Below are 20,924 nucleotides of genomic sequence, written 5' to 3' on the forward strand. Positions count from 1 at the left end.
TCCCGAGACGCTTCGCAGCCTTGGAGATACGCAGCAACTCCATGCACGCAACTATACATGCAACACTAAGGATTACTAACGAAGTTGGTGAGCCTCATCCCACAGGACCAGGTCGCGCGGCTCGCCGGCCTGATCCCGGATGCCTCGCTGGTGACCGTGGACGCGGGGCACCTGGTGCACGAGACCCGTCCTGAGGAGTTCCTCGCCGCGGTGCGGGAGTTCCTCGACGGATGACCACCCACAGGGACGCGATCGACGACTGTCCGCACGGACGCGGTCGATGACCATCCTCACCGGCGGCTTCAGCCGGGTTGTGGTCCGAACGCCTTCAGGAACCGGTCGCGGAAGCTGTCCATCGGCCAGATGGGGGCGTTAGCGGCGGGCTTCAGGCCCTCGGTCCAGCCCCAGCCGGAGATCCGGGCCAGCACCTTGGGGTCACGGGCGACGACGGTGACCGGCACGTCCTTGCGGGGGCTGTTCCCGGTGACGGTCGGCACGGGCTGGTGATCGCCCAGGAAGACCATGACCGTGCTGTCGTTGCCGTAGCGCCGCAGGAATCCGACGAGGCAGTTCAGCGAGTACTCGATGGAGGTGCGGTATTCGGTGCGCACGCTCTCCGGGTTCTTCCAGACCTCGTCCTGCGACTTGCCCTCACGCCTGATCTGCCGGAAGACCGACCCGTCGCCCAGCTTCGCCCAGTCGACCATCCGGGGCACGGGCGCCCAGGGATAGTGGCTCGAGGTGAGGATGATCTCCGCCATCAGCGGACCCCGGCCCCGCCTCCCGAACTCCCGCCGCTGGAGGGTCTGCAGCGTGAACTGGTCCGGCACCTGGGACCAGCCGAAGTCCGGGCCGCGGTAGTCGAGGTGATGGCCGTCGTAGACGTGGTCCAGGCCGAAGAACCGGCCCTCCGGCCAGGCCACCAGCACCCCCGGCACGACACCGACCGTGCGCCACGCACCGGTCCTGCGGAACGCGCCGGTGAGGGTCGTCCGGTCGCTGGAGGTGAGGCTGCGGAACCGCTGCTGGTTGCTGATCCACAGGCCGGACAGGAAGGTCGAGTGGGCCAGCCAGCTGCCGCCACCGGTCACCGGCGAGCGCAGCCAGCCACTGCGGGCCCGGAATCCGGCGGCCTTCAGGGCATCGTCGCTCTCGTTGAGGACCGTGCCGATCCGCGGGGCCATCGCCGGGTCCTCGATCGCCGAACGGCCGTAACTCTCGACGAACGTGAACAGAACGTCCTTGCCGCGCAGGCCGGTCAGCAGCTGGTCCGAGGGCGTGTGGGCGAAGGCGTCGCGGGAGGCCTGGCGCTGGAAGAGCCGGGCGTCGGCGAGGGAGACGCGGACCTGCTTGGCGCGCTCGCCGAGGAGACCGGCGTCCAGCGTGGAGGCGAGGGGCCCGGCGCCCGTCTGCAGTCCGAGCACGACACAGGTGATCCAGGCGGTGCTCAGCACCAGGACGACGTGGACGGACCGGGCGCGGTGCCGGGCCATCAGGGTGGCCAGGCGGACCGTCGCCCCCGCGGTCAGGGCGAGGACGGTGACCGCGAGGAGCACGGCACCGGCGATGGCGACCAGCTCGCCGGCGCGGCCGGAGGTCTCCCGCAGATAGTCCGCGGCGTTGCCCAGCAGACCCCAGTCCAGCACCAGGTCGAAGGGGCGGTACAGCACCGAGTAGAAGCCGATGTCCAGGCACTTGAGGAGCGTGATCAGCCCGATCAGCAGGCCGAAGGCCGCCGCACCGGCCCACCTTGCCCGGGGCGGCAGCACGAGGAGCACGGGGGCGAGCAGGATGCCCTCGGCCGGCAGACGCACGAACGCGGCCGGGGTGAGCCGGTCGGGCTGGTTCGGCAGCAGCAGCGCCACGAGCAGGACGGCGACGGCGAGGACGGCCGAGCCCACGGCCATGGACCGAGCGATGCGGGCCCGCCTGCCGGGCGGACCGGCGAGCGCGGCGAGGCCCCGCACGATATGTCCCCGCCCCGCGTTCCGGCCGGCCGTCGTGGCCGTGTCCTGCGGGAGAGGATGGGGCCCGTCGGTCCAGTCGGCCTCGGCGCGCGAGCCCCGCGTGCTGCGGGCGCGCCCGGAGAGCCGGCCGGCCCTGGCCGCCAGCGCCAGGCCCCGTGCGACACGCTCGCGCATTCCGGCCCGGCCGGGTGCTGCGGCCGACTCCGCCTCCCCTGCCGTCGTGAAATCCCCGGCCGTCGTGGGATCTCCGGCAGTTGGAGGATCTCCGGCCGTCGTGGCATCCCCGGCTCGCTCCGGGCCACTGTCCGTGTCGTCTGCGCTCCCCGGCAGGTGACCAGGCGTGTGATGAGACACCCGAGATCCTTCCGTGCGTGGCCCGGTGCCGGTGCGCAGGGCCGGCACAACTCGACCAATCGACAGTCACCCAAAGTAGTCGAGTCGTGTCGATCGTGCGCACAGAGTAGTGCTATCGGGTGGTGGGGGCGGTGGGACACCCCGGTGCGTCACCGCTGCTCGGCCGCCACCGCTACCTCGCGTGCCCACCGGTAGTCGGCCTTGCCGCTCGGGGACCGCTGGATGGAGTCGGTGATCACCAGCTGGCGGGGGATCTTGTAGCCGGCCAGCCGGGTACGGCAGTGGCTCTGGATGTCGGCCAGCGAGGGGTGCGAGGCTCCCTCCCGCAGCTGCACCACGGCCGCCACATGGTTGCCCCAGGTGGCGTCCGGGACCCCGGCGACCAGCGCGTCATACACGTCAGGATGCGCCTTGAGCGCCTGCTCGACCTCCTCCGGATAGACCTTCTCGCCTCCGGTGTTGATGCACTGCGAGCCCCGGCCGAGCACGGTGACGACGCCGTCCTCGTCGACCGATGCCATGTCGCCGAGCAGGACCCAGCGCTGCCCGTCCTTCTCGAAGAACGTCTCGGCGGTTTTCCGCGGGTCGTTGTAGTAGCCGAGCGGGACGTGTCCGCACTGCGCGACCCGGCCGGTCTCGCCCGCAGCGATCGGTTGGCGGGTCGCCGGATCCACCACGCGCGTACGGGAGTTGACCCGCAGGCGGAAGCCGCGCTCGGGGCCCGAGTCCTCCGTGGCCGTACCGTTGAAGCCGGACTCGGAGGAGCCGAAGTTGTTGAGCAGCATGGCGTTCGGAACCAGCTCCCGGAACTGCCGCCGCACCGTCTCCGACATGATCGCGCCGGACGAGGACACGCTGAACAGGGCCGAACAGTCAGTGCCCTTGAGCGGTCCGCTCAGCGCGTCGATCAGCGGCCGGAGCATCGCGTCGCCGACCAGCGATATGCTGGTGACCTTCTCCTTCTCGACGGTCCGCAGCACTTCCTCCGGCACGAACTTCCGGTGCACCACCACGCGTTGGCCGAAGTTGAAGCCGATGAACGCCGTCAGCGTGGAGGTCCCGTGCATCAGCGGGGGAGTGGGGAAGAAGGTGATACCGGAGCCTCCGGCGGCGACCCGCTCGGCCAGCTCTTCAGGTGTCTTCACCGGCTCTCCGGTCGGCGCACCGCCGCCGAGCCCGGCGAAGAACAGATCCTCCTGGCGCCACATCACGCCCTTGGGCATGCCCGTCGTGCCGCCGGTGTAGATGATGAACTGGTCGTCGGCGGAGCGGCCCGGGAAGTCCCGGGCCGGCGAACCGGATGCCTCCGCCTCGGCGAACGGCACCGCACCGGGTACCCCGCCCGCCTCCGGGCCCACCCGCAGCAGATGCCGCAGCTTCGGCGCCCGCGGCAGCGCCGCCGCGACCCGGTCCGCGAACTCCGTGTCGAAGACCAGTGCGACCAGATCGGCGTCCCGGTAGAGATAGACCAACTCCTCCTCGACATACCGGTAGTTGACGTTAACCGGGACGATCCGCGCCTTCAGGCAGGCCAGCACCGTCTGCAGGTACTCGACGCCGTTGTACAGGTGGAGGCCGAGGTGTTCGCCGGGCTGTATTCCGCTGTCGATCAGGTGGTGGGCGACGCGATTGGCGGCCGAGTCCAGCTCCGCGTAGGTCAGGCGACGCTCCGCGCCGGTGCCGGGGTGGTCGACGTACACGAGCGCCTCGCGGTCCGGGACCACGTCGACGACCGACTCGAACAGGTCGGCAAGGTTGTACTCCACCGCTCCTCCTGACCCCGGCAGTCCTGGTGAACAAAGGCGCATCGGTCGGTACGCCGGTCATCAGAGCAAAGCCCGTGGCAACTGTGAAGGGCCCGCGCCAATAAATCTGACTGTCTGTCAGAAAATCTTTGAAGCTCCCTTGAAGTGCCTCGTCGCCTACTGCAACCTGTTCTCGTTCTCACCGAGGGGAGACAAGCCCATGGGCGGGACGGAACACCTCACCGTGCGGCGCGAGGGCGCCGCACTCGTGCTCACGCTCAACAGGCCCGACGCCAGGAACGCGCTCTCGCTTCCCATGCTCGTCGGCCTGTACGACGGCTGGCTCGAGGCCGACGCGGACGACGAGATCCGCTCGATCGTGCTCACCGGGGCCGGCGGCTCCTTCTGCGCCGGAATGGACCTCAAGGCCCTGGCCGGGAAGGGGATGGCAGGGGAGCAGTACCGCCACCGGCTCAAGGCCGAACCCGACCTGCACTGGAAGGCGATGCTGCGCCACCATCGCCCGCGCAAACCGGTCATCGCCGCCGTCGAGGGGTACTGCGTCGCGGGCGGCACCGAGATCCTCCAGGGCACCGACATCCGGGTCGCGGGCGAGTCCGCGACCTTCGGCCTGTTCGAGGTCCGGCGCGGGCTGTTCCCGATCGGCGGCTCCACCGTCCGGCTGCAACGCCAGATCCCGCGCACCCACGCCCTGGAGATGCTGCTCACCGGACGGCCGTACAGCGCCCGGGAGGCGGCGGAGATCGGCCTGATCGGCCATGTCGTGCCCGATGGCACCGCCCTCGGCAAAGCCCTGGAGATCGCCGAGCGGATCAACGCCTGCGGCCCGCTCGCCGTCGAGGCCGTCAAGGCGTCGGTGTACGAGACCGCCGAGATGACGGAAAACGACGGGCTCGCGTCCGAACTCGCGCGCGGCTGGCCGATCTTCGACACCGCCGACGCCAAGGAAGGCGCCCGCGCCTTCGCGGAGAAGCGGCCCCCCGTCTACAAGCGTGCGTAGCGCTGGGCGCGACCTCTCCGACCTTCCCAAGGAGGCAAGCCCCTATGCCCGAAGTCCTCAAAGCGCCCCTCGTCGTCGAATTCCCCTTCACCCGCTCCCTCGGCCCCGTCCAGAGCGCCTTCCTCACCGGCCTGCGCGAACGCGTCGTCCTCGGCGTGAAGACCGGCGACGGACGCACCCTCGTCCCGCCCGTCGAGTACGACCCCGTCACCGCCGAGGAGCTCCACGACCTGGTGGAGGTCGCCCCCACCGGCACGGTCACCACCTGGGCGTGGAACCACCAACCGCGCCCCGGCCAGCCCCTCGGCACCCCCTTCGCCTGGGTCCTGGTCCGGCTCGACGGCGCCGACACCGCCGTGCTGCACGCCCTCGACGCACCCGGCCCCGACTCCGTGCACACCGGAATGCGGGTCCGCATCCGCTGGGCCGCCGAACCCACCGGCGCCATCACCGACATCGCCTGCTTCGAGCCGTACGACGGAGAACCCGAAGAACCGGGCGGCCACACCGGCGAGTTCGACAACCCGCTCACCGGTATCGTCGCCCCGGCCCGCCTCGACTACACCTACTCACCCGGTCGCGCCCAGTCCGCCTACATAGGCGCCCTTTCCGAACAGCGGACCGCCGGCGAACGCTGCCCCTCCTGCCGCAAGGTGTACGTCCCTCCGAGGGGTGCGTGTCCCACATGTGGCGTGGCCACAGCGGAACGGGTCGAAGTGGGTCCCCGTGGCACGGTCACCACCTACTGCATCGTCAACATCAAGGCGAAGAACCTCGACATCGAGGTGCCCTACGTCTACGCGCACATCGCCCTCGACGGCGCCGACCTCGCCCTGCACGCCCGGATCGGCGGCATCCCCTACGACCAGGTGCGCATGGGCCTGCGCGTGGAGCCGGTATGGACCGAAGGTGCCCGCTATCCCGACCACTACCGGCCCACCGGCGAACCAGACGCCGACTACGACACCTACAAGGAGCTGCTGTGACAAGGGAGATCGCGGTCGTCGCCTTCGCCCAGACCGACCACCGGCGCTCCACCGAGGAGTCCTCCGAGGTCGAGATGCTCATGCCGGTCCTGCACGAGGTTCTGGCACAGACCGGCCTGCGGACCGCCGACATCGGCTTCACCTGCTCCGGCTCCAGCGACTATCTCGCCGGCCGCGCCTTCTCCTTCACCCTCGCCCTCGACGGCGTCGGCGCCTGGCCGCCGATCTCCGAGTCGCACGTCGAGATGGACGGCGCCTGGGCGCTGTACGAGGCCTGGACCAAACTGCTCACCGGCGACGCCGACACCGCGCTCGTCTACTCCTACGGCAAGTGCTCGCCCGGCTCGGTGCGGGACGTCCTCACCCGCCAGCTCGACCCCTACTACGTCGCCCCCCTGTGGCCCGACTCCATAGCCCTCGCCGCCCTCCAGGCGCAGGCCCTCATGGACGCCGGCCACACCGACGAACCCGCGCTCGCCGCCGTCGGCGCCCGCAGCCGCGCGGATGCGGAGGCCAACCCGCACGCCCAGCTCAAGGGAGCGGTGCCGCACGGCGACTACGTCGTACGGCCGCTGCGCACCGGCGACTGCCCGCCCGTCGGCGACGGCGCCGCCGCCGTGATCCTCGCGGCGGGGGAGCGGGCCCGTCAGCTGTGCGCGCGGCCCGCCTGGATCCGCGGCATCGACCACCGCATCGAGGCCCATGGCCTGGGCGTCCGCGACCTCACCGACTCACCGTCCACCCGGCTCGCCGCCGAAAGGGTCGGCGCCTTCGAACGGCCCGTCGACACCGCAGAGTTGCACGCCCCGTTCAGCTCGCAGGAGGTGATCCTGCGCCGGGCACTCCGCCTCGGCGACGACGTGCGCGTCAACCCCTCCGGCGGAGCGCTCGCCGCCAACCCGGTGATGGCCGCCGGACTCGTCCGCATCGGCGAGGCCGCCGCCCGCATCCACCGCGGCGCGTCCGCCCGTGCCCTCGCCCACGCCACCTCCGGCCCCTGCCTGCAGCAGAACCTGGTCGCCGTACTCGAGGGGGATCCACGTTGAGCAAGGAGCCCGTGGCCGTCGTCGGCATCGGCCAGACCAAGCACGTCGCCGCCCGCCGGGACGTCTCGATCGCCGGACTCGTCCGCGAGGCGGCACAAAGGGCGCTTCAGGACGCCGAGTTGACCTGGGCCGACATCGACGCCGTCGTCATCGGCAAGGCGCCCGACTTCTTCGAGGGCGTGATGATGCCCGAGCTGTACCTGGCCGACGCCCTCGGTGCCGTCGGCAAGCCCATGCTGCGGGTGCACACCGCCGGCTCCGTCGGCGGATCCACCGCGCTCGTGGCCGCGAACCTGGTCGCCGCCCGCGTCCACGGCACCGTGCTCACCCTCGCCTTCGAGAAACAGTCCGAGTCGAACGCCATGTGGGGCCTGTCCCTGCCGATCCCCTTCCAGCAGCCGCTGCTCGCCGGCGCCGGCGGCTTCTTCGCCCCCCATGTGCGCGCCTACATGCGGCGCAGCGGCGCCCCCGACACGATCGGCTCCCTCGTCGCCTACAAGGACCGGCGCAACGCCCTGAAGAACCCCTACGCGCACCTCCACGAGCACGACGTCACCCTGGAGAAGGTCCAGGCCTCACCCATGCTGTGGGATCCCATCCGCTACTCCGAGACCTGCCCGTCCTCCGACGGCGCCTGCGCCATGGTCCTCACCGACCGCGCAGGAGCCGCCCGCGCGCCCCGCCCGCCCGCCTGGATGCTCGGTGGCGCCATGCGCAGCGAACCCACCCTGTTCGCGGGCAAGGACTTCGTCTCCCCGCAGGCCGGCCAGGACTGTGCCGCCGACGTCTACCGGCAGGCCGGCATCGCCGACCCGCGCCGGGACATCGACGCCGTCGAGATGTACGTGCCGTTCTCCTGGTACGAGCCCATGTGGCTGGAGAACCTGGGCTTCGCGGAGGAGGGCGAGGGCTGGAAGCTCACCGAGTCCGGGGTGACCGAACTCGACGGCGACCTGCCCGTGAACATGTCGGGCGGTGTGCTCTCCACCAACCCCATCGGCGCCTCCGGCATGATCCGCTTCGCCGAGGCCGCCCTCCAGGTGCGCGGCCAGGCCGGAGAACACCAGGTGGACGGCGCCCGCAGGGTGCTCGGCCACGCCTACGGCGGCGGCTCGCAGTTCTTCTCCATGTGGCTCGTGGGAGCGCTGCCGCCGGAGACCTGAAAGTCCTCCCCACGTGGCCTGTTGGGCATCGTGAGCGGTCGCTAGGCTGAGCCGCGGACGACGAACCGGGAGGAGCACGGACGTGGCCGAGACCACCACCCAGCAGAAGCCGCTCGCGGACTGGGACAAGCCGGAGCTGGACCTCAGCAAGGCCGAGTGGCAGTCCAGCAGCCGAGGGTTGGGCGATGTCCAGATCGCCTTCGTCGAGGGCTTCATCGCGATGCGCAACAGCGGCCGTCCGGAGAGTCCATCCCTGATCTTCACGCCGGCGGAATGGGGTGCCTTCGTCTCCGGAGCCCGGGAAGGGGAGTTCGACCTCACCTGAGCGGGCCCGGCGGCGAGACCGGCACCACCCGCACCGAACCGGCACCGCGCGGACACCGGCAGCCGAACCGGGGTGTTCCGCGCGGATTTCCGGACACGCGACCAGCAGAGCCCCGCTGGGACCGATGCCTGCGTCAGGCTGGCCCCAGCAAGGGGAAGGTCGTGCTCCGAAAGGTGAGGGACGATGAGCACTGCGCCGGTCATCGCCGCGGTCGACGGCTCCGACGACAGCCTGCGCGCGCTGGAGTGGGCCTTCGACGCCGCCCGCCGCCGCGCCGCGACGCTGCGGGTGGTGCACGTGCGGCAGTACGCCGCCTGGGGCCAGGCCGATGTGCTGGTCGCCGCGCAGCCCGAGGTGGAGGGCGATCCGGTGCTGGACGACGTGCGCACCCGGCTCGCGGAGCGCGGCGCGGGGCCCGCCGTCGAGTACGTCGCCGTGGAGGGCGTACCGGGTGCCGTGCTGCCGGAACTCGGCGTCGACGCCCAGCTGTTGGTCCTCGGCTCCCGGGGCCGCGGCGGCTTCGCCAGCCTGCTGCTCGGCTCCAACGGGCTCGCCGCGGCCCGGGACGCCGAGTGCCCGGTGGTCGTCGTACCCCGGCCCGACCGGCAGGTGCACGGCGGCGGTCCGGCCGAGCCCGGCCCCCGGGTGGTGGTCGGCCTGCACGCCGACAGTCCCGACGAGGCCACCCTCGCCCTCGCCTTCACCGAGGCCGCCCTGCGCGGTGCTCGCGTGCAGGTGATCGCCGCGTACCCGTGGCCGGTGCAGACCTGGTCCGCCCCCGGCCAGCTGGTGCCGTCCCAGATCGACCAGAGCGCCGTCGAGAACGAGACCCGCGCCCTCGCCGAGGGCTTCCTCGCCCCGCACCGCGAGCGGCACCCCGAGGTCCGCGCCGAAGCCGAGGCGCTGCCCGGCGACGCGGCCGGCCATCTCGTCGCCGCCTCCAAGGACGCCGAGCTGGTCGTCGTCGGCCGGCACCGGCGGCGCCTGCTCGCACCGGCCCGCATGATGGGCTCGGTCACCCAGGCCGTCCTGCTGCACGCGGCGAGCCCGATCGCGGTGGTGCCCCCGGTGGGGCCGGAGGAGTGAGGGCGGGGCGAGCCGAGGCCTGGTCGGCGTAGCAGACCGCACCGCGCCTCGCAATGCGTGCGGTGTCGACGGGGGTGGTCACGGCTGTGGTGTCCCGCGCCATGGTGGCGGCCCACCCGCGTACATACGGTTCCGCCACGCCCGGCGCCGTGCACGCAGCCCCGCGCACGAGCGGCCGGGACACGTGTCCCGCAAAGGAGCCGCCCATGTCACCGCCTCCGTTCGGAAGGGCACCCGGAGCGCCGCCCCGCGCCCGCGTCCTGCCCCGTTTCCTGACCCGTCTCCTCGCCGTCGTCGCCGTCGTCCTCGGCACCGCGCTCGCCGGTCCCCTGCCCGCCGCCCGGGCCTCCGTGACGCTCACCCAGGTGAGCGACTTCGGATCCAACCCGGGCGCCCTCACCATGTACGTGTACCGGCCCGCGTCCCTGCCCGCGCACCCGCCGGTCGTCGTGGCCCTGCACGGCTGCACCCAGAACGCGCAGGTCTACGCCGACAACTCCGGCCTGCCCCAACTCGCCGACCGCGACGGGTTTCTGCTGGTGCTCGCGCAGACCAGCTCGGCCAACAACCCGAGCCAGTGCTTCAACTGGTTCCAGACCACGGACAACCGGCGCGGACAGGGCGAGGCGCTCTCCATCCGGCAGATGGCGAGCCAGGCCGTGACCGCCTACGGCGCCGACCCCCAGCGCGTCTACGTCACCGGCCTGTCCGCCGGCGGCGCCATGACCGCCGTCATGCTCGCCACCTACCCCGACGTCTTCTCGGCCGGCGCGGTCGTCGCGGGCCTGCCCTACGACTGCACCAGGGACAACAGTCCCTACACCTGCATGAACCCGGGCGTCGACCTGAGCCCGGACGCGTGGGCCCAGCGGGTGCGGGACGCCTATCCGTCGTACACCGGGCCGTGGCCGCGTACGGCCGTCTGGTACGGCGACCAGGACACCACCGTCGTCCCGCGCAACGCCACCGAGCTGCGCGACCAGTGGACGGCCCTGCACGGCCTCTCCCAGACCCCGAGCCGCACCACGACCATCGGCCCCGACGCCACCCGGCAGGACCAGTACCTGGCCGCCGACGGCACGGTCGCCGTCGAGGTCGACCAGGTCCCCGGCATCGGGCACGGCACCCCGGTGGACCCCGGCACGGGCACCCAGCAGTGCGGCAGCACCGGCGCGCCCTACTTCGCCGCCTCCATCTGCTCCAGCTACTGGATCGCCCGGTTCTTCGGCCTGGACACCTCCGATCCGGGCGGCGGCGGTGGGACCGGCGGCGGCAGCGACGCCACCTGCTGGACGGCGAGCAACTACGCCCAGGTGCAGGCCGGACGGGCCACCACCAGCGGCGGCTACACCTACGCCAAGGGATCCCAACAGAACATGGGCCTCTACAACACGTTCGTCACCCACACCCTGAAGGAGTCACCCACGGGCTACTACACCATCGCCGACAACGGCTGCCCCTGACATCGGGTCAGCCACGGGCACCCATGGTCGGTCATGGTGGCCGACGACGCTGCCGGGGCCGTCTTCATGGCGGCCCCACACATGTCCGGCGCACCCACTGCGCCCCTAGCCTCCAGCGCGTCCACCCACAGCCGGAGGAACCCGTATGCCGACCACACCACACAGACGGCCCACCCGCCGAGCCGTTCTTCCCGCACTCTCGCTCACCGCGGCCTGCCTGCTCCTGACCACCCCGGCCACGGCGGCACCCACCGGCACACCGGACGACCACTGTGCCGGCCGCGCCCAGCTCCGGGTGCCCGGCGCCGCCTACCAGAAGGCCGACTGCCTGGACGAGCTGACCACCGCCGGCACCGTGGCCTCCGGCCACACCGACCCGGCCGACTACGCCGGACTCACCCCCAAGGACCTGCCCACGCCCAGCGGCGTGCCCGGCATCCAGATCGACGGCTACTTCCCGGACACCTCCACCACCAACACCGACCACGGCTGGCACCACGACTCCCAGTTCGTCGTCCGCCTGCCCGACCACTGGAACGGCGGCCTGGTCGTCGCCGGCACCCCCGGCAACCGCGAGCAGTACGCGAACGACAAGGCCATCTCCGACTGGGTGCTCGCCCGCGGCTACGCCTACGCGGCCACCGACAAGGGCAACACCGGCACCGCCTTCTACCGCGACGGCCGGCGGCCGGGCGACGCCATCACCGAATGGAACACCCGCCTCACCCAGCTCACCCGCGCGGCCCGCGCCGTGGTCGCCCAGCGCTACCACCGGCCCCCGGCCCGCACCCTCGCCACCGGCCTGTCCAACGGCGGCTACCTCGTCCGCTGGCAGCTGGAGAACCACCCCGAGCTGTACGACGGCGGAGTCGACTGGGAAGGCACCCTCTGGCGCACCGAGGGCCCCAACCTGCTCACCTTCCTGCCGCAGGCCCTTCGCCACTACCCCACGTACGCCGCCGGCGGCCCCGGAGCCGCCGAGGCCGAGGCCGCCCTGCACCGGGCCGGCTTCCCGGCCGGCTCGGAGTTCCTGTGGCCGTACCACTACCAGGTCTACTGGGACCTCACCCAGCGCATCTACCGGGAGGAACTCGACCCCGGCTACGACGGCGCCACCGAGGCCGGGACCTCGTTCTGCACCTCCGGCACACCGGGCTGCGACGCCGACTACGACTACGCGGCCCGGCCCGCGGCCGTCCACCGCGCCGTCGACCGGATCGCGCTCACCGGACGCATCGGCAAACCGCTGATCACCATCCAGGGCACCCTCGACGTGCTGCTGCCGATCAGCCAGGACTCCGACGTCTACGCGCGCATGGTGCACGCGGCCGGGCGCGGCGCCCTGCTGCGCTACTACCGCATCGAGGACGGCACCCACACCGACTCCCTGGTCGACGCCTTCCCCGACCGTCTCCGCCCGATGCTGCCCTGCCACCACTCGGCCTTCCAGGCGCTGGAGGGCTGGATCACCGGGGATGCGCTCCCGCCGGCCGACCACACGGTCCCGCGCCCGCCCGACGCCACCCCAGCCACACTGCTCAGCACCTGCTCCTTGAGGTAAGCGACAGCCCCGCGCCCCAAAGGGGCGCGGGGCTGTGTCCGACATGCCGGCTCCGCCGCGATGGGGGTCCCCCGGGTTTCGAGCGAGGCCGAGAACTTGGGGGAGCGACCAGCCACAACGCGCCCGCAGAGGATCAACGACCTCACGACGGCCCTTGTGGCGGAGCCGCACCGCACTTCCCGCGCAGCACACGTACCATGGCCGCATGTCGTTCCTCCGCCGCCGCAGCGCCACCCCCGCCGGACCCGACTTCGACGTGCTGGCCATGGACCCGGGCGACTGGCCGGGCAACCTCGGCGCGGGCCTGCTGCCCGCGCCCGACGGCACCTGCCAGGGTGTCTTCCTGCGCTACGACCTCTTCGGCGGCCGCGGCCCCGCCATGATCATCGGCAACCTTCCCGAGGGCTCCCCGGCCCGCGAGGTCGTCGAGGGCGAGATCCCCTTCGAGGTGGGCCAGCTGCTGCTCGCGCTGGAGAACGACGAGGAGGTCACCGTCGTCGGCGTCGAGGACACCCCGGTCCTCCAGGGCGACAACCTCCTCATCGTGCGGCGGCTTAAGCTGTCCGAGTCCCGGATCTCCTGCGTCCAGTTCGACCGCAGTGACGGCGTCCTCGTCACCATCGCCGCCTGGGACCGTCCCATCACCGACGACCTGTACGCCCTGCTGAAGCCGCTCCCGGCGGAGCTTTTCCAGCAGGGCTGAGGCCGCTGCCGGCTAGCCGGCCGAGCCTTCGAGGGTCACGTCCGCGGCGCGGACGAAGGCCACCCGGTGGCCGTACTGGATCTCGTAGTACAGGTCCTTGCCCACCACGACCCGGTGCGAGTCGGTGGTGAAGGTGACCGCGTAGTAGTACTCGCCCGGCACCTCGTCACCGACCACGTACTTCTGCCCGGCCGGGATCGTGTACGGCAGCGGCACGACCGACTGCGCGGGGACGCCCGCCGGGTAGGCCTCCTTCTCCGGGTAGGCCCTGCCGTACACCGGGACGCTCGCCAGGCCGTCCTTCGGGGTGATCACCAGCCCCTTGGCGGGCACCGCCGCCGGAGCCTCGGCCGGGTTCTGGAACCAGGCCTTCTGGCCCAGGTACCAGATCGCGGTCCAGTCGCCCCAGCGGTCCGCGACCGCGTACTGCTGGCCGGTGGAGACCCGGGAGGACAGGTCGTTCACGTCGACGGTCGGGTCCTGCTTCCGCCCGATGTCCTTGATCAGCGGCGCGTTCACGTCGTGGTCCGAGTACAGCCGCACCTCGCTGGAGCCGTGCGCCGTGCACGCCTCGCCGCTGGTGGTGCAGCCCGTGTACACCGGCTGGTTCGCGGCGTAGTCCGGCAGGATCGTCACCAGTCCGTTCTGCGTGCCGGCCGCGCGCTTGAAGGGGTGGCCCAGCAGCTGGAAGTAGTGCCGCCAGTCCCAGTAGGGGCCCGGGTCGGTGTGCATGCCGGGGATGGTGGACGTGGTCGGGCCGGGCACGTTGTCGTGGCCGAGGATGTGCTGCCGGTCCAGCGGAATGCCGTACTTGCCGGCCAGGTACTTCACCAGCCGGGCCGAGGAGCGGTACATCGCCTCGGTGTACCAGGCGTCCGGGTTGGCGAGGAAACCTTCATGCTCGATGCCGACGGACCGGGCGTTGATGTCCCAGTTGCCCGCGTGCCAGGCCACGTCCTTCGCCTTGACGTGCTGGGCGATCAGACCGTCCGTGGAGCGGATCGTGTAGTTCCACGACACATAGGTCGGGTCCTGGATCAGGTTCAGCACCCCGTCCCAGGCGCCCTCCGTGTCATGGATGACGATGTACTTGATGGCCTGCGAGACCGGACGGTCGCCGAGGTCATGGTTGCCGTAGTCGTCGTTCCCGAACTGTGCGTACGGCGCCCAGACCGCCTCGCAGGACACCGAGTTCGGGCACTCGACGCCGTCCGTGGGCAGCGTGCCCAGCCCGGCCCGCCCCAGCTGGGCGGTGTCGGCCGTCAGCCCCGGCTGGGCGGCGAGCGCGACCAGCTGGCCGTCGTCCGTGACGCGCTCCTCCCCGGTGCGCAGGACGTCGTACACGTCGTCGGCGTACGCCGCCGCGGTCGCGACGTCGTCGGCGCCGGAGAAGCGGGCCACCGCGCCGTACCAGTCGGCCGGGTCGGCGCTCAACGGCTCGCCCAGCTCCTTCTGCGCGGCGGCGAGCAGGGCGGCGCCGCCGGACACGTTCGCCGCCGGGTCGGTGCGCAGCTCCTCGGCCGGCAAACCGGTCAGCTGCGCCGCCTTCGGCAGCGTCTTCAGACGGGCCGGCAGCGCGGACTCGGCCGGCGCCTTGATGTCCGGGTGCACGGCCGCACGGGCGGCGTCGCCGCGGGCGTCCTCCGCGCCCTCGGTGTAGTGCTCCGTGGTGGCGATGGCGGTGCGGGCGTCCGTGAGGTGCATCGGACCGTAACCGCCGGACACGCTGGGCGCCCCGGCGTGCCAGTCCCAGCGGGACTGGAGGTAGGAGACGGCCAGCAGGACGCTCTGCGGCACGTGGTAGTCGGTCGCCGCGGTGGCGAACGCGTGCTGCAGCCGGCCGGCGGAGGAGTCGTTGGCGCTCTGGGCGGGGGCCGCGCCGAGCAGCGGCAGCAGCAGGGCCGCCGACGCCAACGGGACGGCGGCCCGGCGTAGATGTCTGTGGCCGGGGGTGGACGTGGAATCGGTGGCGGAACCTCGCAATGCGGCCTCCTGTGACGGGTGGGCGTGGCGGGGCGTGCGGCGCGGAGCTGGGTCAGTGGTACCGGCTTGCCGACGATCCGTCAATGATGCCTTCGGAACGGCGATTTCCCACGTCACGGAGGGTTTTCGGCGAGTTTCGCGGCGGCGGTGCGCGGGCCTGCGCGGCGTCACTGGCATACACCACTGGCCACAACCGGCCCGGACATACGAAGGTCCGCGGTGCGCCGCCGCTCTGGCGCACCGCGGAACCGTCGTCCCCGTCAGCGAGTTCCGACCGCCGCTCGGACGGCCTTGCGGGCCATCTGGCAGTCGTCGTGCAGCCGCCTGAGCAGCAGCCGCTGTTCCTCGCCGGACGGCGCAGCACCCGGGTGGGCCACGCCCGGTGCCGCCGGGGCCACCTCGTGCATCGAACGCTGCACGGCCGTCTCGTAGGTACGGATCTCCCGGGTCAGCACCAGCATCAGGTTCACCAGGAAGGCGTCCCGGGAGGCCGGGCCCGCCGACTGGGCGATCTGGCTGATCTGCCGTCGGGCCACCGGCGCGTCCCCGAGGACCAGCCACAGCGTCGCCAGGTCGTACCCCGGCAGATACCAGCCCGCACGCTCCCAGTCCACCAGCACCGGACCGGCCGGTGACAGCAGGATGTTCGAGAGCAGGGCGTCGCCGTGGTTGAACTGGAGCATGCCGTGCCGGCCCACCGCGTGGGCGATGCCGTGCAGCAGCTTCTGGAGGTCGCCGAGGTCCCGGTCGGTGAGCAGGCCCAGCTCGTGGGACCGGGAGATCCGGGCGCCGTAGTCCAGAGGCATGTCGAAGGTGCCCACCGGGGGCCGCCAGGCGTTCAGCCGGCAGATGGCGCCCAGCGCCGCCCGGATGTCCGGGCGGGGCGGCACCTCCACCGGATGGCGCTGCAGCGCCGCCACCCGGCCCGGCGCCCGCTCGATGACCAGGGTGCAGTTGTCCGGGTCCGCCGCGATCAGCCGGGGCACACGGACCGGTGGCCGCTGCCGGACGAACGAGCGGTATGCAGCTATCTCGTGGCGGAACCGCTCGGCCCAGGCGGGCGAGTGGTCCAGCAGGCACTTGGCCACGGCCGCGCCGCGCCCGGTCGTCCCGACGAGGAGGACGGACCGTCCGCTGCGCCGCAGGACCTGCACCGGGGTGAACTCCGGACAGATCCGGTGCACCGACGCGATCGCGGTGCGTAGTTGCGCACCCTGGGGACCGGACAAGTCGAGTCTCCCGCTGAGCGGTTGGGTACCGACCTGGCCCGGCACCCGCCGGAGCCGGCCCGCGACCGGCGCGGGGCCGCCCGGACGCGCCGCCGGGTCCAGGTACGGCCCGCCGCCCGCGGGGCGGGAGCGCAGCGGCCGGGGCGGGGCGGACACGGAGGACGATGCTGCGTACATGGGAGATACAGATCCCTTCGTGTGCCTGCGGTGCCTGCCTGTGGTGCGTGCTCGGGGCACATGCGCGAGGCCGGGGCTCGGGGGAGCCCGTACTCCGTTCGCATGCACTGTGAGCGTGCGCCTGCCCGGCCCGGCCGCCCGGATACACCCTGGGGAATGCACCCGTCAGCTCGGCGAGCCGAGCGGCGACCGGGTCGGGGTGGCGCGTTCCTACTCGACACCCGATGCCCAGTGGCACACCATCTGGCGGACCCTGGCGAACCCTGGCGAATAGTCGCCCGGCAACCTTCACCGGGCTACTGTCAACTCAGCCGAGAACCTGGGGGCTTACGTGAGCGGACAACCCAACACCCGCCTTGCGGACCTGTTCGGCCTGGCCGGCTGGTCCAAGGGGGAACTCGCGAGGCTGGTCAACAAGCAGGCGGCGGCCATGGGCCACCCCCAGCTGTCGACCGACACCTCCCGGGTCCGTCGGTGGATCGACATGGGAGAGATCCCGCGCGATCCGGTACCGCGGGTGCTGGCGGCCCTGTTCACCGAGCGTCTCGGCCGTGTCGTGACCATCGAGGACCTCGGTCTGGTACGGCACGGGCGTACGGGGAAACGGCAGGGCGACGGGATCGAGGAACATCCCGACGGCGTGCCGTGGGCGCCCGAACGTACCGCCGCGGTCCTCACCGAATTCACGGGAATGGACCTCATGCTCAACCGACGCGGCTTGGTGGGCGCGGGTGCCGCGCTCGCCGCGGGATCCGCACTCAGCAGCGCCATGTACGACTGGCTGCACACCGACCCGGCCCTGAAGGCCGACGCCCCCGTCCTCGACGACCCCCTGCACGCCGACCCCGCTGGGTTCGACCGCTATGAGGCCGCCCCCATCGGGTCGCAGGAGATCGAGGAACTGGAGCGCTCGGTCGAGGTGTTCCGCGCCTGGGACGCGGCCCGTGGCGGCGGGCTTCAGCGCAAGGCGGTCGTGGGCCAGCTCAACGAGGTGGGCGGCATGCTCGCCTACCACCATCCACCCCATCTCCAGCGACGCCTGTGGGGCGTCGCCGCCAACCTCGCCGTCCTCGCCGGCTGGATGTCGCACGACGTCGGCCTGGAGCCCACGGCGCAGAAGTACTTCGTCATCGCCGCCCATGCCGCCCGCGAGGGCGGAGACCGGCCGCGTGCCGGTGAGGCACTGTCCCGGGCGGCCCGGCAGATGGTGCACCTCGGCCGGCCCGACGACGCGCTGGACCTGATGAAGCTCGCCCAGTCCGGCGCCGGCGACCGCCTGCAGCCGCGCACGAAGGCGATGTTCCACACCATCGAGGCCTGGGCGCAGGCCTCCATGGGCAAGGGCCAGGCGATGCGCCGCACGCTCGGGCAGGCGGAGGACATGTTCGTCGCCGACCGCGAAGGGGAGCCGCTGGACTGGATGCAGACCTTCAAGGACGAGGATCTGTACGGCATGCAGGCGCTCGCCTACCGCACGCTGGCCGAGTTCGACCCGAGCGCGGCCACGCACGCCCAGTACTACGCGGAGAAGGCGCTCTCCCTGCGTGTCGACGGGCGGGAGCGGTCCAAGATCTTCGACCATCTGTCCATGGCGTCGGCCTGCTTCATCGCCGACGACCCCGAACAGGCCGACCGCTACGCACGGCTGGCCCTGATGTCGATGGGCTCGAACTCCTCCCGTCGCACCTGGGACCGGCTGCGGCAGATGTACCGGCTGACCGCGGAGTACTCCGGCTATCCGAAGATCCACGAACTGCGGGAGGAGATCCGGCTCGCCCTGCCCAAGCCGAGGGCCAAGGGTGCGGGCAACGCACAGGCGTGAGCGCACAGGCACGGCGCCTGCGCGCCGGATTCCGTCGGTAACCTCAATTCATCAGTAACGTCAATCTCATGCGGTGACCTTGGCGACGAGCACACAGGCGTCGTCCTCGCGTCCGGCTCCGCCGAACTCCTCGATCACCGTGCGCACGCAGTCCTGCGCGGTGCGCGCCGCGTCGAACCGCGGGGCGAGGTCGAGCAGGCGGTCCACGGCCGCGCTCGGGGTGTGCCCCGGCACCAGTCCGTCGGTGTGCAGCAGCAGGAGGTCACCCGGCCGAAGGGTCTCTTCGGCCTGCCCGTAGGCGGCGCCCGAGGTGGCGCCGAGCAGGACGCCGTCCGGTGCGTTCAGCAGGCGGCCCATCCCGTCGCGGTACAGCAGCGGGGCGGGGTGTCCTGCCTGCGCCCAGACCAGGGTGTGGGTCTCGGGCCGGTAGCGGCAGCAGACGGCGCTGCCGAGGGCGGGCTGCACGGTGGCGTCGAGTAACTGGTTGAGCGTGCCGAGCAGTTCACCGGGCCGGCTGCCGGACAGCGCCATACCGCGCACGGCACCGAGCAGCATCGCCATCCCGGAGGCGACGGCCACCCCGTGCCCGGTGAGGTCGCCGACGCTGAGCAGGGTGTCGCCGTCGGACAGTTCCAGTGCGTCGTACCAGTCGCCGCCGAGCGGTGTGGCCGTCGCCGCGGGGAGGCGGCGGGCGGCGAGGTCGAGGGTGCGTGGCCCCTGGTGCGGGAGCCGCAGGGAGCCGCGCCATGGCGGTAGCACGGCTTCCTGCAGCTCGGCCGCGATCCGGTGCTCGGTCTGCTCCTGCCGGCGCTGACGCTGCATCGAGTCACGGGTCTCGTGCACCGTCCGCCGGCAGCGGCGCAGTTCGCTGACGTCGCGCAGCACGGCCCACATCGAGGCCGTGCCGCCGTCGGCGCCGAGCACGGGCTCGCCCATCATGTGCACCGCCCGCACGGAGCCCTCGGGCCGCAGGACGCGGAACTCGCCGTCGATGGGCTTGCCGTCGACCAGGCAGTCCGTCACCATCGCGGTCAATTTCGGCCGGTCCTCCTCCAGGACCAGCGAGGGCAGTTCGTCCAGGGTGAGGGCGGGGGCGTCCGGGTCCAGACCGAGGATCTGGTACAGCTCCCCGGACCAGGTCGCCTCGTCCGTCAGCAGGTTCCACTCCGCGCTGCCGACGCGGCTGAGCAGCGAGCCGCCCGGGGCGGTGAGGGGTGCCGGCCGAAGGGCGGGCGCCTCGACCGGTTCGGGCGACTCGGCGACCGGTCCGTCCCGGAGCTGGGCCAAGTGCGCGTCCAGATCCTCCAGTTGGTGCAGCGCGAGGTCGTACAGGGCGCGCTGCCAGCGTTCCTCCGGGTCCGCACCGTCGCTCCGGGTGTCCCGCCGTACGGCGTCCACGTCGCCCTTGAGTCGCCGCGTCTGCGTTATCAACGCCTCCACCGAGCCGCGTCCGGGTGGCTGGGCGGCTGGGTGGTCCGCGGAGACTGGGGACGGCATGACGCACTCCGTTGGGGGACGATACGGCCGGGGAGGACGGGGGGACCGTTACGACTGTCGCACAGCCCGCGACGCCCTGTAAGGGATTTGGCACCACACGATACGGTGGTGCTTTCGGCATATGCCAGAGTCTTCCCGGAGCGATCCACGCGCACGAATGACGTACGCGCCGGGCGGACCAAGTCGTAGACAGGCTACGAGTGTTGTCCGGTCCGGGCCGATTTTCCTCGGCGCTCACGCGTGTGTTCGTCGCCCCTGTGTTCCAGTGTGCGGGAAGCGTCTTGTACCTGTCGAACTCTGACCGGATTTCGCGGCATGTGAAGCGCCTTCGGCGACTCCATTAAGGCATGGACGCCATCACTGTCGAACAGCCCGCCCAGGCCCGGCTCATCACCGCCGAGGACCAGGAGATCCCGGTGTCGGCCACGCTGCGCTACACCACGGACGATCCCCTGGCCGTCTTCGTGGACTTCCCGGCCGAGGCCGCCCTGGACGGGGAGGAGGTCACCTGGGTCTTCGCACGCGCCCTGCTCGACCAGGGGCTGCGGGCGCCGGCCGGCCGCGGGGACGTGCAGATCTGGCCGTACGGCCGCACCCGGACGGTCATGGAGTTCCACTCGCCCCACGGCCTGGCCCTGCTGCAGTTCCCCGCATCGGCCCTGCGCCGCTTCCTGCTGCGCACGTACGGGGTGGTCGCGGCCGGACAGGAGGACCTGGCCGGAGTGGTGGAGCGGGGGCTGGGCGCCCTGTTCGGCGGGGTATGAGGCGGGCCCCCGGGCGTTTTTGACTCTTGTTC

General features: G+C 71.8%; 16 protein-coding genes and 1 pseudogene. 12 read left to right on the plus strand and 5 right to left on the minus strand.

Features of this window, described 5'->3' with window-relative positions:
* Positions 1-90 precede the first annotated feature (90 nt).
* Positions 91-234: pseudogene (locus AB0M27_RS37965) on the plus strand (alpha/beta hydrolase); the annotation flags it as partial.
* A 68-nt stretch (positions 235-302) separates the two neighbouring features.
* Here the strand turns inward: AB0M27_RS37965 and AB0M27_RS37970 are convergent.
* Positions 303-2,141: a sulfatase gene (locus AB0M27_RS37970; RefSeq protein ID WP_365729059.1), complete on the minus strand. Its 1,839-nt coding sequence runs from the start codon at positions 2,139-2,141 to the stop codon at positions 303-305.
* A gap of 329 nt (positions 2,142-2,470) precedes the next feature.
* Complete coding sequence (locus tag AB0M27_RS37975; RefSeq protein ID WP_365729060.1) at positions 2,471-4,087, minus strand: acyl-CoA synthetase; 1,617 nt, start codon at positions 4,085-4,087, stop codon at positions 2,471-2,473.
* A gap of 199 nt (positions 4,088-4,286) precedes the next feature.
* Between AB0M27_RS37975 and AB0M27_RS37980 the strand changes: the two genes are divergently transcribed.
* The 9 genes from AB0M27_RS37980 to AB0M27_RS38020 all read left to right on the plus strand — a co-directional run bounded on the left by AB0M27_RS37980 (position 4,287) and on the right by AB0M27_RS38020 (position 13,420).
* Entirely contained in the window at positions 4,287-5,087 is an 801-nt protein-coding gene (locus AB0M27_RS37980; RefSeq protein WP_365729061.1) for a crotonase/enoyl-CoA hydratase family protein, read from the plus strand.
* A gap of 44 nt (positions 5,088-5,131) precedes the next feature.
* Positions 5,132-6,073: an OB-fold domain-containing protein gene (locus tag AB0M27_RS37985; protein WP_365729063.1), complete on the plus strand. Its 942-nt coding sequence runs from the start codon at positions 5,132-5,134 to the stop codon at positions 6,071-6,073.
* Positions 6,070-7,119 (plus strand): thiolase domain-containing protein, encoded by a 1,050-nt coding sequence (locus AB0M27_RS37990; RefSeq protein ID WP_365729064.1) that lies wholly within the window; start codon positions 6,070-6,072, stop codon positions 7,117-7,119. The genes AB0M27_RS37985 and AB0M27_RS37990 overlap by 4 nt, the downstream gene beginning before the upstream one ends.
* Entirely contained in the window at positions 7,116-8,282 is a 1,167-nt protein-coding gene (locus AB0M27_RS37995) for a thiolase domain-containing protein (protein ID WP_365729065.1), read from the plus strand. Before AB0M27_RS37990 ends, AB0M27_RS37995 begins: the two co-directional genes overlap by 4 nt.
* Positions 8,283-8,364: 82 nt before the next feature.
* Positions 8,365-8,607 carry a DUF397 domain-containing protein gene (locus AB0M27_RS38000; protein WP_365729067.1) on the plus strand — a complete coding sequence of 81 codons (243 nt, stop codon included), beginning with the start codon at positions 8,365-8,367 and terminating at the stop codon, positions 8,605-8,607.
* Between the two features lie 183 nt (positions 8,608-8,790).
* A complete protein-coding gene (locus tag AB0M27_RS38005; protein ID WP_365729068.1) occupies positions 8,791-9,693 on the plus strand; it encodes a universal stress protein in 903 nt (300 codons plus the stop codon).
* Between the two features lie 206 nt (positions 9,694-9,899).
* Positions 9,900-11,156 (plus strand): PHB depolymerase family esterase, encoded by a 1,257-nt coding sequence (locus tag AB0M27_RS38010; protein ID WP_365729069.1) that lies wholly within the window; start codon positions 9,900-9,902, stop codon positions 11,154-11,156.
* 145 nt (positions 11,157-11,301) lie between these two features.
* The gene (locus AB0M27_RS38015) at positions 11,302-12,717 is read left to right on the plus strand and encodes a 3-hydroxybutyrate oligomer hydrolase family protein (protein WP_365729071.1); all 1,416 of its coding nucleotides are present in this window, start codon (positions 11,302-11,304) and stop codon (positions 12,715-12,717) included.
* 205 nt (positions 12,718-12,922) lie between these two features.
* Positions 12,923-13,420 (plus strand): hypothetical protein, encoded by a 498-nt coding sequence (locus AB0M27_RS38020; protein WP_360095698.1) that lies wholly within the window; start codon positions 12,923-12,925, stop codon positions 13,418-13,420.
* Positions 13,421-13,432: 12 nt separating this feature from the next.
* Here the strand turns inward: AB0M27_RS38020 and AB0M27_RS38025 are convergent, their stop codons facing one another.
* Both AB0M27_RS38025 and AB0M27_RS38030 read right to left on the minus strand, forming a co-directional pair.
* Positions 13,433-15,403, minus strand: coding sequence for a peptidoglycan recognition family protein (locus AB0M27_RS38025; protein WP_365729073.1), 1,971 nt, complete (start codon positions 15,401-15,403; stop codon positions 13,433-13,435).
* A 260-nt stretch (positions 15,404-15,663) separates the two neighbouring features.
* Entirely contained in the window at positions 15,664-16,809 is a 1,146-nt protein-coding gene (locus AB0M27_RS38030; protein ID WP_365729075.1) for an aminoglycoside phosphotransferase family protein, read from the minus strand.
* A gap of 331 nt (positions 16,810-17,140) precedes the next feature.
* Between AB0M27_RS38030 and AB0M27_RS38035 the strand changes: the two genes are divergently transcribed.
* Positions 17,141-18,631: a hypothetical protein gene (locus tag AB0M27_RS38035; protein ID WP_365729076.1), complete on the plus strand. Its 1,491-nt coding sequence runs from the start codon at positions 17,141-17,143 to the stop codon at positions 18,629-18,631.
* A gap of 66 nt (positions 18,632-18,697) precedes the next feature.
* Here the strand turns inward: AB0M27_RS38035 and AB0M27_RS38040 are convergent, their stop codons facing one another.
* On the minus strand, positions 18,698-20,128 hold the full coding sequence (locus AB0M27_RS38040) for a SpoIIE family protein phosphatase (protein WP_365729078.1): 1,431 nt from the start codon (positions 20,126-20,128) through the stop codon (positions 18,698-18,700).
* A 347-nt stretch (positions 20,129-20,475) separates the two neighbouring features.
* Here AB0M27_RS38040 and AB0M27_RS38045 point away from each other — a divergent pair, with 347 nt between their 5' ends.
* Complete coding sequence (locus tag AB0M27_RS38045; RefSeq protein WP_365729080.1) at positions 20,476-20,892, plus strand: SsgA family sporulation/cell division regulator; 417 nt, start codon at positions 20,476-20,478, stop codon at positions 20,890-20,892.
* Positions 20,893-20,924 lie beyond the last annotated feature (32 nt).

The organism is Streptomyces sp. NPDC052107 (assembly GCF_040680215.1).
Lineage (GTDB): Bacteria > Actinomycetota > Actinomycetes > Streptomycetales > Streptomycetaceae > Streptomyces.